The organism is Mycolicibacterium novocastrense (assembly GCF_001570485.1).
In the GTDB taxonomy this organism is placed as follows: Bacteria; Actinomycetota; Actinomycetes; order Mycobacteriales; family Mycobacteriaceae; genus Mycobacterium; species Mycobacterium novocastrense.
This window is the reverse complement of the sequence record NZ_BCTA01000052.1, coordinates 287,915-304,564: the sequence shown is the minus strand read 5'-3', so window position 1 is coordinate 304,564 and position 16,650 is coordinate 287,915. Positions and strand designations below refer to the sequence as shown.

19 protein-coding genes are annotated in these 16,650 nt (G+C 66.9%); 11 read left to right on the top strand and 8 right to left on the bottom strand.

The annotated features are described in order from the left end of the window. Positions 1–259: 259 nt before the first annotated feature. Positions 260–1,180 carry an ESX-1 system-associated protein gene (locus RMCN_RS20440; protein ID WP_234787728.1) on the bottom strand — a complete coding sequence of 307 codons (921 nt, stop codon included), beginning with the start codon at positions 1,178–1,180 and terminating at the stop codon, positions 260–262. A 197-nt stretch (positions 1,181–1,377) separates the two neighbouring features. Further along, complete coding sequence (locus tag RMCN_RS20435) at positions 1,378–1,713, bottom strand: type VII secretion target (protein WP_084377605.1); 336 nt, start codon at positions 1,711–1,713, stop codon at positions 1,378–1,380. Between the two features lie 307 nt (positions 1,714–2,020). Between RMCN_RS20435 and RMCN_RS20430 the strand changes: the two genes are divergently transcribed. Then, a complete protein-coding gene (locus tag RMCN_RS20430) occupies positions 2,021–2,686 on the top strand; it encodes an O-methyltransferase (RefSeq protein ID WP_067392974.1) in 666 nt (221 codons plus the stop codon). Here RMCN_RS20430 and RMCN_RS20425 read toward each other — a convergent pair whose 3' ends face one another. Beyond that, on the bottom strand, positions 2,687–3,358 hold the full coding sequence (locus RMCN_RS20425) for an IclR family transcriptional regulator (RefSeq protein WP_064413813.1): 672 nt from the start codon (positions 3,356–3,358) through the stop codon (positions 2,687–2,689). 66 nt (positions 3,359–3,424) lie between these two features. Between RMCN_RS20425 and RMCN_RS20420 the strand changes: the two genes are divergently transcribed. The 5 genes from RMCN_RS20420 to RMCN_RS20400 all read left to right on the top strand — a co-directional run bounded on the left by RMCN_RS20420 (position 3,425) and on the right by RMCN_RS20400 (position 7,132). After that, positions 3,425–4,762: an FAD-binding oxidoreductase gene (locus tag RMCN_RS20420; protein ID WP_067392971.1), complete on the top strand. Its 1,338-nt coding sequence runs from the start codon at positions 3,425–3,427 to the stop codon at positions 4,760–4,762. A 1-nt stretch (position 4,763) separates the two neighbouring features. Further along, entirely contained in the window at positions 4,764–5,537 is a 774-nt protein-coding gene (locus RMCN_RS20415) for a DAPG hydrolase family protein (RefSeq protein ID WP_067392969.1), read from the top strand. 25 nt (positions 5,538–5,562) lie between these two features. Further along, positions 5,563–6,078 (top strand): MBOE_33420 family protein, encoded by a 516-nt coding sequence (locus RMCN_RS20410; protein ID WP_067392967.1) that lies wholly within the window; start codon positions 5,563–5,565, stop codon positions 6,076–6,078. A 40-nt stretch (positions 6,079–6,118) separates the two neighbouring features. Then, the gene (locus RMCN_RS20405; protein ID WP_067392964.1) at positions 6,119–6,526 is read left to right on the top strand and encodes an SRPBCC family protein; all 408 of its coding nucleotides are present in this window, start codon (positions 6,119–6,121) and stop codon (positions 6,524–6,526) included. Positions 6,527–6,610: 84 nt separating this feature from the next. Then, a complete protein-coding gene (locus tag RMCN_RS20400) occupies positions 6,611–7,132 on the top strand; it encodes an MBOE_33420 family protein (RefSeq protein WP_457920658.1) in 522 nt (173 codons plus the stop codon). 27 nt (positions 7,133–7,159) lie between these two features. Here the strand turns inward: RMCN_RS20400 and ilvD are convergent, their stop codons facing one another. Beyond that, positions 7,160–8,890 (bottom strand): dihydroxy-acid dehydratase, encoded by a 1,731-nt coding sequence (gene ilvD / locus RMCN_RS20395; RefSeq protein ID WP_067392961.1) that lies wholly within the window; start codon positions 8,888–8,890, stop codon positions 7,160–7,162. 80 nt (positions 8,891–8,970) lie between these two features. Between ilvD and RMCN_RS20390 the strand changes: the two genes are divergently transcribed. Together RMCN_RS20390 and ricR are read left to right on the top strand one after the other, a co-directional pair. Continuing rightward, positions 8,971–9,585, top strand: coding sequence for a DUF305 domain-containing protein (locus tag RMCN_RS20390; protein ID WP_067392958.1), 615 nt, complete (start codon positions 8,971–8,973; stop codon positions 9,583–9,585). Positions 9,586–9,587: 2 nt separating this feature from the next. Next, entirely contained in the window at positions 9,588–9,878 is a 291-nt protein-coding gene (gene ricR, locus RMCN_RS20385) for a copper-sensing transcriptional repressor RicR (RefSeq protein ID WP_067392955.1), read from the top strand. On the opposite strand, the gene RMCN_RS20380 is transcribed toward ricR, so the two are convergent. Further along, positions 9,875–10,168, bottom strand: coding sequence for an MTH1187 family thiamine-binding protein (locus tag RMCN_RS20380; RefSeq protein WP_067392953.1), 294 nt, complete (start codon positions 10,166–10,168; stop codon positions 9,875–9,877). The genes ricR and RMCN_RS20380 overlap by 4 nt on opposite strands. A 188-nt stretch (positions 10,169–10,356) precedes the next feature. On the opposite strand from RMCN_RS20380, the gene RMCN_RS20375 reads away from it, so the two are divergent. Next, complete coding sequence (locus RMCN_RS20375) at positions 10,357–11,421, top strand: L,D-transpeptidase (protein WP_064413822.1); 1,065 nt, start codon at positions 10,357–10,359, stop codon at positions 11,419–11,421. An 84-nt stretch (positions 11,422–11,505) separates the two neighbouring features. On the opposite strand, the gene RMCN_RS20370 is transcribed toward RMCN_RS20375, so the two are convergent. Together RMCN_RS20370 and RMCN_RS20365 are read right to left on the bottom strand one after the other, a co-directional pair. Further along, positions 11,506–13,518, bottom strand: a complete 2,013-nt coding sequence (locus tag RMCN_RS20370; RefSeq protein ID WP_067392950.1) for a M13 family metallopeptidase — start codon at positions 13,516–13,518, stop codon at positions 11,506–11,508. Further along, positions 13,515–14,828: a glycosyltransferase gene (locus RMCN_RS20365; RefSeq protein ID WP_067392947.1), complete on the bottom strand. Its 1,314-nt coding sequence runs from the start codon at positions 14,826–14,828 to the stop codon at positions 13,515–13,517. The genes RMCN_RS20370 and RMCN_RS20365 overlap by 4 nt, the downstream gene beginning before the upstream one ends. Before the next feature lie 121 nt (positions 14,829–14,949). On the opposite strand from RMCN_RS20365, the gene RMCN_RS20360 reads away from it, so the two are divergent. After that, a complete protein-coding gene (locus RMCN_RS20360; RefSeq protein ID WP_067392945.1) occupies positions 14,950–15,540 on the top strand; it encodes an Rv1363c family protein in 591 nt (196 codons plus the stop codon). Next, the gene (locus tag RMCN_RS20355; RefSeq protein WP_067392943.1) at positions 15,537–16,226 is read left to right on the top strand and encodes a hypothetical protein; all 690 of its coding nucleotides are present in this window, start codon (positions 15,537–15,539) and stop codon (positions 16,224–16,226) included. The genes RMCN_RS20360 and RMCN_RS20355 overlap by 4 nt, the downstream gene beginning before the upstream one ends. A gap of 9 nt (positions 16,227–16,235) precedes the next feature. Here the strand turns inward: RMCN_RS20355 and RMCN_RS20350 are convergent, their stop codons facing one another. Then, positions 16,236–16,631, bottom strand: coding sequence for a CoA-binding protein (locus RMCN_RS20350; RefSeq protein ID WP_067392941.1), 396 nt, complete (start codon positions 16,629–16,631; stop codon positions 16,236–16,238). Positions 16,632–16,650: the final 19 nt, after the last annotated feature.

Below are 16,650 nucleotides of genomic sequence, written 5' to 3'. Positions count from 1 at the left end.
AGCCGTCTTTAGTGGTTTCCAAGGCGGCTATCCGCCTGTCGAGGGATGAGGTGGCAGCGCTTGCCGCACCACCGCACCATGTGCCTATGCCATTGAACGACCGCGACCGTTCGCGCTTGAGTACTTCTATCTGTTCTCCGACGAATGCCGATACACGGTCGAAAGCGCGCTGGAAATCTTGAAGAACATTTTCATCGACTTCTGGCCACCTAGGCGGAGCGGTGAGCGCGTAAGGGTCGTGTGGTCGAGGGGTTCCCATTCACGCCTCGGCCGCTTTACATGCTTCATAGATGATGGAGGTTGTCCTATATGAGGCGGAGTCTAGGTACACGTCCGAAGGCGTGTACGTCGGCAATGCTTGTGCGAAAGCGCGACGGTACTGGGCAGCCATGACAGCGAAGTCTTGCAAGGTTGGGTTCGATGACTTCTCACCAAGTTCGTAGATGTCATCCGCGAACTTGTTCATCACGGGTACCACTGACTCCGCGGCTGCGCGGTGTTCCGTTGTCCACGCGCTCACCGGAGTATTGGTGTCCACTGCCTGCCATGCCTTCGTATCGGCATTGAACTTATTGAGGAGTCTTTCCCACTCTCCGCAGGTACTGTCGACTTCCATCATGAATATTTGAGAGTTGTTGGGGTCCGAGATTCGCGCGAATTTCCGTGGCGGAGGGGGAACCTCGATGAGTGGCACCCGTGCTTCAGCCGATCCTGAAGATATCGCGGAACAGAGATACACGAGGACCATTGAAGTTGTTACCGTGACGCCAGCGAGATGGTCGTCCGCTGGAGTGTATGCAGGTACGGCATCGCTGTACGCCCGCGCATAAGCGATGAACTGTTCGTAAAGCTCACGCATCACGCGATGGGGCGTCAAGCGTGCCAACGTGACCGTCTGGTCAGCAGCTTCGCGCGCAGCATCTGCGACACGCTCATAAGCAGCGCGTTGCTCAGATGACCAGTCTGAAGCTGGGATGCTGGCATCGCGGTTATTCCATCCGGTTTTCTGAACATCTACGAAGGTTTGATTAATCGGTCCCCAGGCCGCGCAACTCGGGTCTTCGGTGATGATGTTCGCCGGGCCCTTATCGTCGGCGCTTGCTAGGCCGAAAGTCTCTCCTGAAGGCGCCGGATCGTCACCGTCTCCACTGTCCGAAGTAACCGAAACCGTCACTGCCACAGTGACTCCGATGACAGCCAGCAGAGCCACACCACCGAGCAGCCACTTCCAGACATTGCCGCGCTTCTTCGGCGGCGGGCCCGGCGGCCACTGCTGCTGCCACGGCGGCTGCTGCGGAGGCGGACCGTAGGGTCCCGAATACCCCTGTGGCGGGCCGGGATTGCCCGGCGGCGGACCCCCAGGCGGTGGCGGATAACTCACAGCGCGGCCCCCGGCCCCTCCCCGGCAACATCGCTGAGCGTCTCGAGTCGCTTCCGTATCTCCTCGGCGATCTGACCGTCAACCGCGTCGTAGGTGTTGGCGGCGTTGACCACGTTCTGCGCGTACTTCGCCAACTCCGCCTTGACGACCGGCAGCTGCGCGATCGCCGGGTCGACCACTTCAGCGACCTTGGCAGCGATCGCCGTCGACAAAGCGTCACCACCCGCCGGCTTGAACGAGGCCGGTGGCTCAGGGATGGCATCCGCGACCGCACGCAACCGCCCGCCGGCCTCGAGCACCAGGTCGGTATCGATTCGCAGCGTCTCAGTCATCGTCAATCCGCGCAGCGACCAGCGTCGCACCGATCGGTTGGCATGCCCCCTCCCGCATCACCCGGCAAATGCTACCCGACCCGCAACACCGGCCGACGCGCTAATTTGCATCCCTGCGGCTCGCCACATTCAACGCAGATCCCCGTGTCCGACACCTCCCTGCCACGGACGACGAGTTACTCAGCATCGTGGCGTCTGGGCCGAACCGTCACCGGACAATCGGCCACAGCCACTGGCCCCAGCAAACCCCTATTCGGCCAGCCGGCGGGCGTCGCCGCCGGGAACCGCTTCCGCTATCGTTCCGCAGATGTCCGACCCCGACTCCAAGACGCTCGACGAGCTTTTCAACCGCATCCTGCACACCGAAGACGACGCACTGCGCGCCGCGCGTGAGTCCGGCAATGCCGCAGGCATGCCACCTATCGAGGTGTCCGGCCAGCACGGCAAGCTTCTCTACTTGTTGGCGTCGTTGTCCTCGGCCACCCGCGTCCTGGAGATCGGCACCCTCGCCGGTTACAGCACCATCAACCTCGCGCGCGGCGTCGGGTCGGCCGGCCACGTCGTCACCTTGGAGTACGACCCCACACACGCCGAGATCGCCGAGGAGAATTTCGCTCGCGCGGGCGTGCAGGACCGCATCGAGATCATCGTCGGCGCGGCACTCGACACACTTCCGATGCTCGCCGACCGCGGCGACGTGTTCGATCTAGCCTTCATCGACGCCGACAAGGAGAACAACGTCGCCTACGTCGAGTGGGCTATCAAGCTGGGCAGGCCGGGCTCAATCATCGTGGTGGACAACATCGCTCGTTTCGGTCGCGTACTCGAGCCGGCGGCCGACGATGCCCAGGCCCGCGCCGTGCGCGAGATGCTCGAGATGATGGGCGACCATCCGCAATTGGAAACCGCCGCGATACAGACCGTCGGGCTCAAAGGCTGGGACGGCTTCGCCGTCGCCCGCATCGTCGAGTAGTCATCTCGACCAGGGCGCCGTCGCGGCCGCGGCCGTCAATGCCGCGACGATCCGCTCCTCATGTGCCACGAACCGTTCGGTCGGCGCGGGCACCGAGATAGCGACGACATGACCGCCGGTCGTACGTCCCGCCACCCCGGCGGCCGAAATCCCGACCGTGTGTTCGTCCCGATCGAACGCCACCTCGGTCGACCCGTTCAATAGCGCGCTCGCCGCCTTGCCGTTGGCAGTCGACTCCAGCGGAAAGCGCATGCCGACCGCCGATACCGCGCGCAGTCGATGCGCCGATTCCAACTGTTCGATGAACAACATCTCGCCGCCCCGCAACACCGACAGATCGACCGTCTCTCCGGTGGTCGCCGCGAGTTCCTCGAGCGTCGGCCGGAACAACGCGGCCAGCCCTGCGACATCGGCACTTCCGAGGCCGAGCAGCCGATCCCCAAGCGAGAATCTGCCCTGGTCGTCGACCGCGGCGAAGCCGACCTCGACCAATCCGACGAGCAGGCGGCGCGCGGTCGACTTCGCCAGACCGAGCTGAGCGCCCAGATCCACCAGCCGCAGCCGACCGGGTGCCGCGGCGATCTCGTCCAGTGCCGCTGCGGCGCGGCGCAGCACCTGTATGCCGTCTTCCCGCCCCGCATCAGTTCGTTCATTTCCGTCCGGACGAGTCACGCCCTCACTATATTGATCCGCATACCGGTTCACAAAGATTCGGTATACGGACCAAGGAGGTCCCGGATGTCGCTCCCATCTGGTCGTTCCTTCACCCGCTCCGACGACGGATACGAGGCAGCTCGCCGCGCGACCGTCTGGAACGCGCGCACCCCTGACCGCTATCCCGAAGTGGTGGTGCAAGCCGCTGACGTCGACGACGTCGTCGCTGCGCTGCGCTATGCGGCCGCACACGGCCTCCAGGTCGGTGTCCGCTCGGGCGGTCACAGCTGGGCGGGTAACCACGTACGCGACGGCGGCATGCTGCTGGACGTCAGCCGCCTGAACGACTGCGCGATCGATGCCGAACGCATGACCGCGGTCGTCGGGCCCGGAAAAGGTGGCAGCCTGCTGGCCGCGGACTTGGAGGCGCAGAATCTGTTCTTTCCGGCCGGACATTGCAAGGGCGTGTGCATCGGCGGATATCTGCTGCAGGGCGGATACGGCTGGAACAGCCGCATTCTCGGGCCGGCCTGCGAAAGTGCGGTCGGACTCGATGTGGTGACCGCCGACGGCGAGAGGATTCACTGCAGCCCCGACAGCCATCCCGATATGTACTGGGCGGCAAGAGGTTCTGGACCCGGCTTCTTCGGTGTGGTGACCGCGTTTCATCTCAAGCTCTACCGGCGCCCCGTCATCTGCGGCAGCAGCCTCTACGTGTATCCCATCGAGTTAGCCGACGAGATCTTCACCTGGGCCAGGGCGATCAGCGCCGACGTCGACCGACGGGTCGAGTTGCAGATCGTCGCGTCCAGGAGCGTGCCCGGCGCGGGGATCGAGCAGCCGGGGATCGTCATGGCATCGCCGGTGTTCGCGGATTCGGAGGACGACGCGAAACAAGCGTTGGCGCTTCTGGATACCTGTCCGGTGCGCGACCGGGCCGTCGTCGCGGTCCCATACGCACCGGCGGATCTCGCGACTTGGTACGACGGGGTCATGAGCAACTATCCGACCGGATACCGCTACGCCGCCGACAACATGTGGACGTCGGCATCCGCAGACGAACTGCTACCGGGGATTCGCCGCATCATCGAGACTCTGCCCCCGCACCCGTCACACTTCCTGTGGTTGAACTGGGGCCCCTCGCCGGCTCGCCAAGACATGGCGTACAGCCTCGAGGACGACATCTATCTTGCGTTGTACACGGTTTGGCACGATGCCGCCGACGACGATCGCTACGCGGATTGGGCCTGCTCGAACATGGCGGCGATGGCGCATCTGGCCACGGGCATCCAACTCGCCGACGAGAACCTCGGGCAGCGGCCGGCCCGGTTCGCCACGGACGACGCGATGACCCGCCTCGACCGCGTGCGTGCCCAGTACGACCCCGGCGGGCGGTTCTACAGCTGGATGGGCAGGGTGTGACATGAAGTCCTACCTCGGCTACCGCGACGACGACCTCTCCGTCGAGTTCGCGGAGTTCTACACCCCCGAGATGGCTGCTCTTCCAGGCCATGTCGTCGAGGCGTTGGAGCACGGGCCCCAGGCCGAGCCGACACTTCCGTCGTTTGACGACCTCACCGCGATGCGCGCCGAGGGATATCAGCAGACCGAGAACGGGTACGGGGTCCTGCACGACGGCGGTATTCAGGTGTCGGTACGCACCGACATGCCCGGCGTCACACCGGCCATGTGGGACTGGTGGTTCGGGTGGCACGGCAGCGACTCGCGCCGCTACAAACTGTGGCATCCCCGCGCGCACGTGTCCGTCCGTTGGGCCGACGGTGGCGGCGAAGGCGGGTACGTCGGCCGGACGTCTCTGGTGCAGGAGTACCTCGGTTCGGCGTTCACCCGACCTGCGATCCGGTTCGTGCAGCCGTCCGAGTTGGGACTCGGCGACCTGGGCGACGGTGTGGCGATCTGCGCGCGACTCGGATCCAGCGACATCCCGGTCGATGTCGGCTGGCTGGTGCATCAGGTCCGCGAGACGGCTGACGGCGCCGAGATGCGTTCACGGTTCTGGATGGGAGGAAGCCATGTCGCCGTTCGACACGGAAATCGGTTGACTGACAGGGTCATTCGTCCGGTCGCGGCGCGTCAGCTTCCGGATCCGCGGGATTTGATGGTGCACTGTGCGCAGGAAATGAACCATCTCGCCCGATTTCTGCCCGAACTTTTCAACCGATTCTCCGGGCACTGATCGCCTCGGTGTGTTACCCAGGCCTATGTCGAAATCGTTGCCAGTGGCTGTCTTTGCCGTCGCCGCAGCCGCGGTCGTGGCTCCCGCCGCGCACGCGGATCGCGCCGAACCGCCGCCACTGTACGGGTTTTACAACGTCTTCATCGACTTCTCGAAGCAGACGTTCAACGGCCGTCCGACGCCGATGAACGCGATCACCGTGCCCGTCGAGTTGACCACTCAATGTGACGTCAACGGATGTGTCGCACACTGGAACAACGAGGACGACCATGCCCGCAATCCGGGCGCTCCGATGGTCTACGAGTACAGGTGGACCGGCGACCGTTGGGCGACAAGCGGCCAGTATCCCTATTTGTGCGATCGCCACGACCCGAGCAGCGCGGTGCAAGCCACTCGCTCGGACTATCTGATTCCCAACCCGGACGGCAGCTTCTTCGGGCAGCGGACCCTCGTCATCGACGGGGCGGGATGTCCGGGAGAAGGACCGGGTACCCACTGGCTGCCCTTCTCTCTGACTCCCATCGATCCCCCGCCTCCCTAGTCGTCGTTTAACGCGCCACTTGCCGGGGCATCTGCCAGAGATGGACTTCGGATTCCGGCGCGGGATGCCGACGGTGGAGTTACGCAGCGACGCTGCTCCCGAAGCGGTGTGGGACGTCATCACCGACCTCGACACGTGGCCTCAGTGGGGGCCGACCGTGTCGGGTGCCGAGCTGGACGAGGCCGGGGCGCTGCACCTCGGATCGCAAGGCAGGGTGTTCACGCCGGTCGGTGTCGCGCTGCCGTTCACCATCACAGAATTTCGTCCCCGCCGCTGCTGGGCGTGGAAGGTCGCAGGCGTCGGCGCCACGCGCCATGAGGTGATCGCTGAAAACGGCGGGTCCCGAATCGTGTTCGGCGTGCCGTGGTGGGCGACCGCCTACCTGCCTGTGTGTGCGATTGCGCTGCCGCGCATAGCCCGGCTGGCGTCCGCGCGCACAACTCGCTGATTCGGCGACATCCGACGTGGCGCTGTGTTATTCAGAGCCGCAGAGTTCTCAGACCGCGGAGGGCTCCGACGAAAAGGAGCTCCGGTGAGGTCTCAAGCACTGTCCGTGGCCGTGGGCATCGGCTGCACCGTGGTGGCGCTGGCACCCGTGGCCACCGCCGAGCGTCCCGAGCCCGTGCCGATCTACGGCTATTACAACGCTTTACTCGATCACGCGAAACAGACGTTCAACGGTGCGCCGGTGTCCGCGCATCCGGCCACCCAGCTCGGACTCTTCACCACTCACTGCGATGTCAACGGCTGCGTCGCCCGCTGGTTGAGGGAGACCGAGATCTCCCAAGACCCCAACGCGCCAGCGCAATTCGAGTACCGCTGGAACGGCGATCGTTGGGAGTCCGCCGGCGAGTACCCCTTCTACTGCAATCCCGACGGCAGCGGCGGCACCGTGACGACGCAGCGTTCGGACTGGCTCAAGCCCAACGGCGACGGCAGCTTCTCCGGTGAGCGCATGTTCACGGTGCCCGCACCGGGATGCCCGGGCCAGGGGCCGGGCACGTACTGGTTGCCCATCGCGCTGACGCCGACCGATCCGCCGCCGCCTCGATAGCCGTCGTCGAGTGGCCGGTGCCCTGCGCTATCCGCAGACCGCGCCGACTGCCGCCGACCCCACCAGCTTGGTGTACTTGGCCAGCACGCCGGTGGTGTATCGCGGTGGCAGCGGCTCGAAACCGGCCTTGCGGGACTCGAACTCCGCGGGATCGACCAGGACGTCGAGCGTGCCGTTGGCCACGTCGAGGCGGATGCGGTCTCCGTCCTGCAAGAACGCGATCGGACCGCCGTCGACGGCTTCGGGCGCGACGTGGCCGACGCACAGGCCGGTCGTCCCGCCGGAGAACCGGCCGTCGGTCATCAACAGCACGTCCTTACCCAGGCCCGCACCCTTGATGGCGCCGGTGATCGCCAGCATCTCGCGCATCCCGGGCCCACCCTTGGGACCCTCGTAGCGGATGACCACGACGTCACCGGCCTGGATGGTGCCGTCCTCGAGAGCGTCCAAGGCGGCGCGCTCGCGCTCGAAAACCCTTGCGGTGCCTTCGAAGACGTCCGAGTCGAAGCCCGCCGACTTGACCACCGCGCCCTCCGGGGCCAGCGAGCCGTGCAGGATCGTGATGCCGCCGGTCGGATGGATGGGGTCGCTGAGCGCGCGCAGCACCTTGCCGTCGGGATCCGGTGGTGCGATGTGGGCGAGGTTCTCGGCCATGGTGTGACCGGTGACCGTCAGGCAATCGCCGTGCAGCAGACCGGCATCCAGCAACGCCTTCATGACGACGGGCACCCCGCCGATGTGGTCGACGTCGAACATCACGTGCTTGCCGAACGGTTTGACGTCGGCGAGGTGGGGCACCTTGGCGCCCACCCGGGTGAAGTCCTCGAGCGTCAGTTTGACGTTGGCCTCGTGGGCGATCGCCAGCAGGTGCAGCACGGCGTTGGTGGACCCGCCGAACGCCATCACCACGGCGATCGCGTTCTCGAACGCCTCCTTGGTGAGGATGTCGCGGGCGGTGATGCCGCGCCGCAGCAGATCGACGACGGCCTGACCGCTGCGCCGCGCGAACCCGTCCCGGCGGCGGTCGGTGGCCGGCGGTGCCGCGCTGCCGGGCAGGGACATGCCCAGCGCCTCGGCGGCCGAAGCCATCGTGTTCGCGGTGTACATGCCGCCGCAGGCGCCTTCACCGGGACAGATCGCACGCTCGATCGCGTCGACGTCCTCGCGGGGCATCAGCCCGCGCGCACACGCTCCGACCGCCTCGAACGCGTCGATGATCGTCACCTCGCGTTCGGTGCCGTCCGACAGCTTGGCCTTACCGGGCAGGATCGACCCGGCGTAGAGGAACACGCTCGCCAGGTCGAGGCGCGCGGCCGCCATCAACATGCCGGGCAGCGACTTGTCGCATCCGGCCAGAAGCACCGAACCGTCCAGGCGTTCGGCCTGCATGACCGTCTCGACGCTGTCGGCGATCACCTCGCGCGAGACCAGCGAGAAGTGCATGCCCTCGTGGCCCATCGAGATGCCGTCGGACACCGAGATGGTGCCGAACTCCATCGGGAATCCGCCCGCGGCGTGCACCCCGTCTTTGACGGCCTTGGCCAACCGGTCCAGCGAGAGGTTGCACGGGGTGATCTCGTTCCACGACGAACCGACGCCGATCTGCGGTTTGGCGAAGTCGTCGTCCTCCATACCCACCGCGCGCAGCATCCCGCGGGCGGCGGCCTTCTCCAGGCCGTCGGTGACGTCGCGGCTGCGGGGCTTGATGTCGGGTTCCGCCCGACGGCGGGCTTCGGTGCCGGGAGTTTCTGAGGGCATCAAATAAGTATGCCTTCGGTGTTTTCCCCCGGCCAAACCGTTATCTATACCCCGGTGGGGTATCCGGTACCATCGGGTTCATGACGTCGCTGATCGCTCGCCTCGCCGCTGTCCTGATCGCCCTCGCCACCGCCCTGTTGCTCGCATCGTGCAGCAGCCCCGCCTCTGACGGACACACCGACCACGAGCATCCCGACCAACCGGTGATCAGCGGGCAACCGGCCGGCTACAACGCCGACGATGTGGCGTTCGCGACGAACATGATCCCGCATCACGAGCAGGCCGTCGAACTGTCGGCGCTGGTTCCGGACCGCTCCACGAATCCGGAGTTGCAGGCGCTCGCCGAACAGATCTCGAAGGCCCAGGAGCCCGAGATCCGCACCATGCAGGTGCTGCTCGTGCAGTGGCAGGAGAACCCCGACGCCGACACCGGGCACGGCGGGCACGAGGGACACGGCGGTGCGATGCAGGGCATGGTCGACGACGCCACCATGGCCAAGCTTCAGACCCTGTCGGGCCCCGAGTTCGACACCCTGTGGCTGCAGTCGATGATCGCCCACCACCAGGGTGCGATCGAGATGGCCCGCGCGGAACTGGCCAACGGCGAGAACGTCGACGCCAAGCGGTTGGCTCAGACGATCGTCGACACGCAGCAGGCCGAGATCGACCAGATGAATCAGATGTTGAGGGGCTGAACATGACTGCGGTGCATGGCTATTCGCAGCAGAAGGACAACTACGCCAAGAGGTTGCGTCGGATCGAGGGCCAGGTTCGCGGCATCGCGAAGATGATCGAGGACGACAAGTACTGCATCGATGTGCTCACCCAGATCAGCGCCGTCAACAGTGCGCTGCAGTCGGTCGCGCTCGGTCTGCTCGACGAGCATCTGGGCCATTGCGTGGCCCAGGCGGTCGCCGAAGGCGGTGAGGGGGCCGACACGAAGCTGGCCGAGGCCTCTGCCGCCATCGCGCGGCTGGTGCGCTCCTAGCCGCCCAGGGCCTCGTCGATCCGCTTGACCTTCGCCGTCAGCTGGTCGGTATGGCCGGGTCGGATGTCGGCCTTGAGCACCAGGCTCACCCGCGGAGAGGCCGCTGCCACCGCGTCGACGGCCCGCTTGACGACGTCCATCACCTCGTCCCAGTCGCCCTCGATGTTGGTGAACATCGCGTTGGTTTCGTTCGGCAGCCCCGACTCGCGGACCACTTTGACCGCTTCGGCGACCGCGTCACCCACGCTGTCGTCGCCACCCGTTGGGCTCACGCTGAAGGCCACAATCATGCGACAAGCCTGCCACCGGCGGGCGGCTTGGTAGCTGCGCTGCTAACACTTCGCGCCCGTGACCGATGAACAGTGCAGGTCACGAGTGTGGATCGAGCGTTTGCCGTGCTGGAGGGGCGCGCCGACGGGCGGGGAGGCCCGGGGCGTTATGCCACACTGGTTGGAGTTCTGCGACTGGGAGGTTGTGTATGCGCAGGGTAAAGCGCAGTCGGCTGCTCACTGCGATGGCGGCGGCGAGCGTCGTCGGGGGGATGCTGGCGAGCCCGTCAGCGCTCGCTCAGCCGGGTGTCCCGCCACCGCCACCGCCGGCGCCGGTCGATCCGGCCGTCGCCGCGGCGCCGCCACCCGCTCCGGTTCTCCCGCCGCCCCCACCGGCGGATCCGTTCGCCGCACCAGCACCGCCGGCTCCGCCGGCCCCGGCCGCCGAGGCTCCGCCGCCCCCGCCGCCGTCGAACCCGTTCTTCGCGCCGCCAGATCCGCTGGCTCAGCAGCAGCCGATTCCGGAGGGCACGCCGGCCGGGCAGAACCCCACGCCGTACGTCGGCGCACCGGTGTTCGCGCCGCCGTCCTTCAACCCGACCAACGGTTCGATCGTCGGCGCCGCCAAACCGATCTACATCAACTTCCAGCGGCCGATCGCCAACCGTCAAATGGCCGAGAGCGCGATCCACATCTCGTCGAACCCGCCCGTTCCCGGCCGGTTCTACTGGACCAGTGACACCCAGGTGCGGTGGCGTCCGCAGGACTTCTGGCCCGCGGGCACGGTGGTCAACATCGACGCCTCCGGCACCAAGTCCAGCTTCACCGTGCCCGAGCAGCTCGTCGCCACCATCGACAATGACTCCTTGCAGATGTATGTCCACCGCAACGGCGAGCTCGAGAAGACGTTCCCGGTGTCGATGGGCAAGAAGGGCCACGACACCAAGAACGGCACCTACTACGTGTTGGAGAAGTTCGCCGACATCGTGATGGACTCCTCGACCTACGGCGTGCCGGTCGACTCACCCGAGGGCTACAAGCTCAAGGTGAAAGACGCCGTGCGCATCGACAACAGCGGTGTCTTCGTGCACAGCGCCCCGTGGTCGGTCGGGTCCCAGGGCGAGAGCAACGTCAGCCACGGCTGTATCAACCTGAGCCCGGCCAACGCGAAGTGGTTCTTCGACAACTTCGGCAGCGGTGACGCCGTGGTCATCAAGAACTCGACCGGGATCTACAACCAGCCCGACGGCGCATCCGATTGGCAGATGTTCTGAGGCGGTTTCGCCGAGACTACGGTTTCTGATGGGAATCGCGAGTGACCCCGTCAAAAACCGTAGTCTCGCGGCGTTCTGGGGCCGCTAGTTCCAGATGTGGACGCGGCGTTCGGGTTCGAGGTAGAGCGCGTCGTCCTCGGTGACGTCGAACGCCTCGTAGAACGCATCCATGTTGCGGATGACGCCGTTGCACCGAAACTCCGGCGGTGAGTGCGGGTCGATCGCCAGACGTCGGATGGCTTCGGCGTCACGCGATTTGGTCCGCCACACCTGAGCCCAGCCGAAGAAGACCCGCTGCTCACCGGTCAGCCCGTCGATCACCGGCGCGGGCTCGCCCTTCAGCGACAGCCGGTAGGCCAGCAGCGCGATCGACAGCCCACCGAGGTCGCCGATGTTCTCACCGACGGTGAAGGCGCCGTTCACGTGGTGCCCGTTGCTCAGCTGCCGGGGCACGTACTCGTCGTACTGCTCGATCAACTTCTTTGTCCGCGCGCCGAACTCGGTGCGGTCCTCGTCGGTCCACCAGTCGACCAGGTTGCCGTCGCCGTCGTACTTGGCGCCTTGATCGTCGAAGCCGTGCCCGATCTCGTGGCCGATGACCGCGCCGATGCCGCCGTAGTTGGCGGCGTCGTCGGCGTCGGCGTCGAAGAAGGGCGGCTGCAGAATTGCCGCCGGGAAGACGATCTCGTTCATCCCCGGGTTGTAGTAGGCGTTGACGGTCTGCGGCGTCATGAACCACTCGTCGCGGTCGACGGGCCCGCCAAGCTTGCGCAGCTCGCGCTCGTATTCGAACGCATAACCGCGGCGGTAGTTGCCGTAGAGGTCGTCGCGCTCGATCACCAAGCCCGAATAGTCGCGCCACTTGCGCGGATACCCGATCTTGGGTGTGAACTTGTCGAGCTTGGCCAGCGCCTTTTCCCGCGTCTGCGGCGTCATCCAGTCCAGCGAGTTGATGCTCACCCGGTAGGCCTCGCGGATGTTGGCGACGAGTTCGTCCATCCGTTCCTTGGCGTGCGGCGGGAAATGCCGCTCCACGTACAGCTTTCCGACCGCGTCGCCCAGCAGGCTCTCCACCACCGACACCGCACGCTTCCAGCGGTCGCGAATCTGTTCGGTGCCCGAGAGCCTTCGGCCGTAGAACGCGAAGTCCTCGGCGACCAGGTCGTCGGTCAGCAGGAAGGCGCGCGCGTGGATGACGCGCCAGCGCAGCCAACTCTTCCAGTCCTGCAGATCCCCGCCGGACCACTCGGCGGCGAATGCGGTGAGGTAATCGGGCTGGCGCACAACGACTTCTGCGGCATTTTCCGGCGTGGCGCCCAGCTCGGACACCCAGCCGGACCAGTCGAAACCCGGCGCTTCGGCCGGCAGGTCGGCGAAGGCGCGCAGGTTGTAGGTGAGGTCGGCGTCGCGCCGCTTGACGACGTCCCAGTGCGCAGCGGCCAGCTTGGTTTCCAACGCCACGATGCGGGCGGCGGTTTCGGTGTGATCGCCTGCGCCGTACACCAACTCGAACATCGCCGCGATGTGTTGCGGATAGGCGGCGAGGATCTCGGCGTGCTGCTCGTCGCGGTAGTAGGACTCGTCGGGCAGGCCGAGACCGGACTGGGTCAGGTGCAACAGGTAGCGGGTCGAGTCCATGGAGTCGGTGTCGACGTAGACGCCGGTTCCGCCGCCGATTCCGGTGCGCTGCAACGCACCGAGCACCCGCGCCAGCGCCTCGGGGGAGTCGGCTGCGTCGATCGCCGCCAACTCCTCGAGCAGTGGGTCCACACCCCGCGCGGCGACGGCCTGCTCGTCCATGAAGCTGGCGTACAGATCGCCGATGCGCTGTTCGTCGGTGCCCGTTGCCGCGTTGGACGCCGCCGCCTCGGTGCCCGCGGCCGCGTTCGACGCCGCCGCCTCGGTGATCAGGTCGCGCACGTGTTCCTCGGCGCGGTCGTACAGCGATCGGAACGCACCGTCGGTCGCCCGGTCGCCGGGCATCTGGTACTCGGTCAGCCAGCGGCCGTTCACGTGGCCGAACAGGTCGTCCTGCGGGCGGGCGTCGGCGTCGACGTAGCTGAGGTCGATGCCTGATCTGATTGCTTCTACCGTCACCCCACCAGGGTGCCAGAACGCACTGCCGGCTTCCCTGGCCGCTGCGGTACCGCCAGACCCGCCAGCGTCTCGGCGATACGGTCGAAGGCGTTCACGGCGCGGATCTCGCGGCTCAATCGGCGGGCCGCGGCGCGGTGGGCGCCGGTGCCGAGGATCGCGTCGAGCGCGCCGACGATCTCGGCGCGGCCGGGCCGGGACGTGCCCAGGTTGATCCCTGCCCGCGCGTAAGCGACCCGGGCGGCGACCTCCGGTTTGTCGGCCGAGCCGCCGGCGACGATCAGGGGGATGCCGTGCGAGAGCGCCTGGTGCACACCGCCGTATCCGCCGTTGGTGATCATCACGTCGACGTGCGGCAGCAGTTCGGCATAGGGCAGAAAGTCGGTGACGTAGGCGTTGGCGGGCACCCGGCCCGGGATCGTCGTGCGGCCCTCGCGTCCCGTCGTCGCGACCACCAGGAGATCTTCGCGGCCGGCGAGCGCCTCGACCGTGGGGACGACGAGCGCGCCCTGGTCGTCGTTGTCCCACGTGCCCTGGGTGACGTGGACCACGGTGCGCGGATCGCCGGCCGGATCCCACGGCAGTCCCCGCTTCTGAGCGGCGGGCCTCGGTATCACCGGGCCGGTGTAGACGACGTTCGCCGGCAGATCGCCGCGCGGATACTCCAGCGACGGCACGGTGAACTGCAGAAGCCGGTCGGCGAGCACGGGCCAGTCCGTCAGGAACACCGGCGACGGTGGGGCGCCGACGGCGTCGAGCGCGGCGTTCAGATCGGCGCGGACGTCGCCGAACAGCACCCGGTGCGTCACCCAGGTCATCGGCTCGTAGTTGACGTCTGACCGCGGGGCCCACGCCGTTCCGAACGGCGGTGCGTCGGCGCTCGACAACGTCAGCGGGCCCACCCCGCACACCAGAATCCACGGCCGGGGGCGGTGACCGGTCAACAGCGGCAGGGCGCCGGTGAAGGCGACATCGCACAGCACCGCGTCGAAGTGGTCATGGCTAAGCGCCTTACGCAACGCCCAGTACTGCGCCGCCAGTGGCTCGATGAACACCGAGCGCATCTCGGTGCGCCCTCGATGCCAGCGGTCGAGCAGCGGCGGTAGGCCACGCAGACCGCTGTCGTCTCGTTTGGGGCGAGCCGCGTCTGGCAGCTCCAGGGCCGCGAGACCCCGAACGGACACCGCGTCCTTGTGGTCGGCGTCCGTCAGCACGGTGACGCGGTGACCGCGCTGCACCAGGTCCGCGCCGACGTGCAGCAGTGGCATGACATGCCCGGGGATCGGGCTGGCGGCAATCAGGTAGTTGGCCACGCATCCCTTTCCCTCGCCGGTCGCAAGCCTGCATACCCGTCTTGTCGTTTCTCCAGTGCCGGGTGGATGTGACTTTGACCGCTCACGGGCGTTCGGCCCGCAGCCCGGTACCCTCACGCGCATGCCCGAGGACGCGCCCACCGCAGTCGAGGACGGTCCCGTCTTCACCAAGTACGGCGTCGCATCGGCGGTACTGGGGCTGATCTCGGTCGTGGCGGTGGCACTGGCCGCCCTGATCTGGATTCAGCACCACGACCACACCGACGAGTTGCGCTACCGCGCCCGCGTCATGCAGACCGCGGTCGACTGGACCAACGTGCTGATCAACATGAACAAGGACACCGTGCAGGCCGACATGATCCGGCTGCACGAAGGCACCGTCGGCCAGCTCAACGCGGACTTCGAGGCGGCCGTCGAGCCCTACCGCAGGCTCGTGCACACCCTGCAGTCGCAGACCACCGGGCAGATCGACTCGGTCGCGGTCGAGTCGATCCATCACCCGCCGCCGGGCCCGGGCGGGGCGCCGCCGCGGCGACCTCAGCCCGAGCTCGCCGAGTTCGCGTCGCGCACCGACACCGTCATGGTGGTGGCGACCTCGGTCAGCGAGAACGTGGGCGGGGATGAGCCCAGGACGGTGCGCTGGAATCTGCGGCTCGACGTGTCCGACGTGGACGGCAAGCTGATGATCTCGGGGTTGGAGCCGATCCGATGAGGAACGTCCTGCGGGTCGCGGCGTTCGACGTGGCGCCTCCGGTGGCCGCGATAGCGGCGCTGGTGTACATCGGCATCGCGCTGGCGTGGCCGCTGTGGTGGGTGTCCGTCTGTTCGGTGCTGTGCCTGTTGATCGTTCAGGGCGTGGTGGTCAACGTGGTGCTGGCGCGCCGCGATGCGGTGACGGTCGGCACCGACGACGACGGACCGGGCCTGCGGCTGGGAGTGGTCGCGGTCGCGACGGCGGCGGTGGCGGCCGCAGTGCTCGTCGGCTACCTGCAGTGGACGGTGCCCGACCGCGCGCTGCGCAACGACAGCACCGAGGTCGTCGGCATCGCCAGCAGTGTGGCCGAAGCGTCGGCCACGTTCACCCCGCAGAGTCCGACCGCGTCGATCGACCGTGCGGCGGCGATGATGTCCCCGGAACGCGCCGACGTGTTCAAGAGCGAGTTCGCCTCGGTGGCAAAGGATTTGGCGAACCGCAACGTTTCGGCCCAGGCGAGCACCGTCTCAGCGGGCGTCGAGGCGATCGGCCCGGACGCCGCGAGCGTCGCGGTGATCCTGCACGCAACCCAGAATTCGCCGGGGAAACCGCCGGACACCGCGGTGCTGGCGTTGCGGGTCACGTTGTCCAAGACCGACGGTCGGTGGTTGGTCGACAACGTGTCGCCGATCCACGCGCGGTGACGGGGTCGGCTAGCGGAGCAGCCGGGCGTGGTCGACCTTGATGCAGCGGTCCATCACGACCTGGAGTCCGGCCGCCTCGCCGTCGCGGGCGACCTGCTCGTCCCACAGGCCGAGTTGCAGCCACAGCACCTTGGCTCCGATGGCGATGCCGTCCTGCAGCACCCCGGGCAGGTGCTCGCGCCTGCGGAACACGTCGACGAGGTCCGGCACCACAGGCAGATCGGCCAGCGACGGGTAGACCGGGGTGCCCTCGATGTCGCTGACGGTCGGGTTGACCAGGTACAGGTCGTAGTCGGCGGCCGCCTTGAGGTAGGTCCAGATCTCGTGGCTGGCGCGGTCGGGGTTCGGCGACGCACCGACGATCGCCACCGTGCGGGTCTCCCGCAGAATCTGTTCGAGGTCCATTCCCGGCGTATACCCAGTG

What these genes read in the sequence shown, in the direction of transcription:
- RMCN_RS20435 (WP_084377605.1), bottom strand. Translation starts at nt 1,713, where the DNA reads ATGACTGAGACGCTGCGAATCGATACCGACCTGGTGCTCGAGGCCGGC.
- RMCN_RS20430 (WP_067392974.1), top strand. Translation starts at nt 2,021, where the DNA reads ATGTCCGACCCCGACTCCAAGACGCTCGACGAGCTTTTCAACCGCATC.
- RMCN_RS20420 (WP_067392971.1), top strand. Translation starts at nt 3,425, where the DNA reads ATGTCGCTCCCATCTGGTCGTTCCTTCACCCGCTCCGACGACGGATAC.
- RMCN_RS20415 (WP_067392969.1), top strand. Translation starts at nt 4,764, where the DNA reads ATGAAGTCCTACCTCGGCTACCGCGACGACGACCTCTCCGTCGAGTTC.
- RMCN_RS20410 (WP_067392967.1), top strand. Translation starts at nt 5,563, where the DNA reads ATGTCGAAATCGTTGCCAGTGGCTGTCTTTGCCGTCGCCGCAGCCGCG.
- RMCN_RS20405 (WP_067392964.1), top strand. Translation starts at nt 6,119, where the DNA reads ATGGACTTCGGATTCCGGCGCGGGATGCCGACGGTGGAGTTACGCAGC.
- ilvD (WP_067392961.1), bottom strand. Translation starts at nt 8,890, where the DNA reads ATGCCCTCAGAAACTCCCGGCACCGAAGCCCGCCGTCGGGCGGAACCC.
- RMCN_RS20390 (WP_067392958.1), top strand. Translation starts at nt 8,971, where the DNA reads ATGACGTCGCTGATCGCTCGCCTCGCCGCTGTCCTGATCGCCCTCGCC.
- ricR (WP_067392955.1), top strand. Translation starts at nt 9,588, where the DNA reads ATGACTGCGGTGCATGGCTATTCGCAGCAGAAGGACAACTACGCCAAG.
- RMCN_RS20380 (WP_067392953.1), bottom strand. Translation starts at nt 10,168, where the DNA reads ATGATTGTGGCCTTCAGCGTGAGCCCAACGGGTGGCGACGACAGCGTG.
- RMCN_RS20375 (WP_064413822.1), top strand. Translation starts at nt 10,357, where the DNA reads ATGCGCAGGGTAAAGCGCAGTCGGCTGCTCACTGCGATGGCGGCGGCG.
- RMCN_RS20360 (WP_067392945.1), top strand. Translation starts at nt 14,950, where the DNA reads ATGCCCGAGGACGCGCCCACCGCAGTCGAGGACGGTCCCGTCTTCACC.
- RMCN_RS20355 (WP_067392943.1), top strand. Translation starts at nt 15,537, where the DNA reads ATGAGGAACGTCCTGCGGGTCGCGGCGTTCGACGTGGCGCCTCCGGTG.
- RMCN_RS20350 (WP_067392941.1), bottom strand. Translation starts at nt 16,631, where the DNA reads ATGGACCTCGAACAGATTCTGCGGGAGACCCGCACGGTGGCGATCGTC.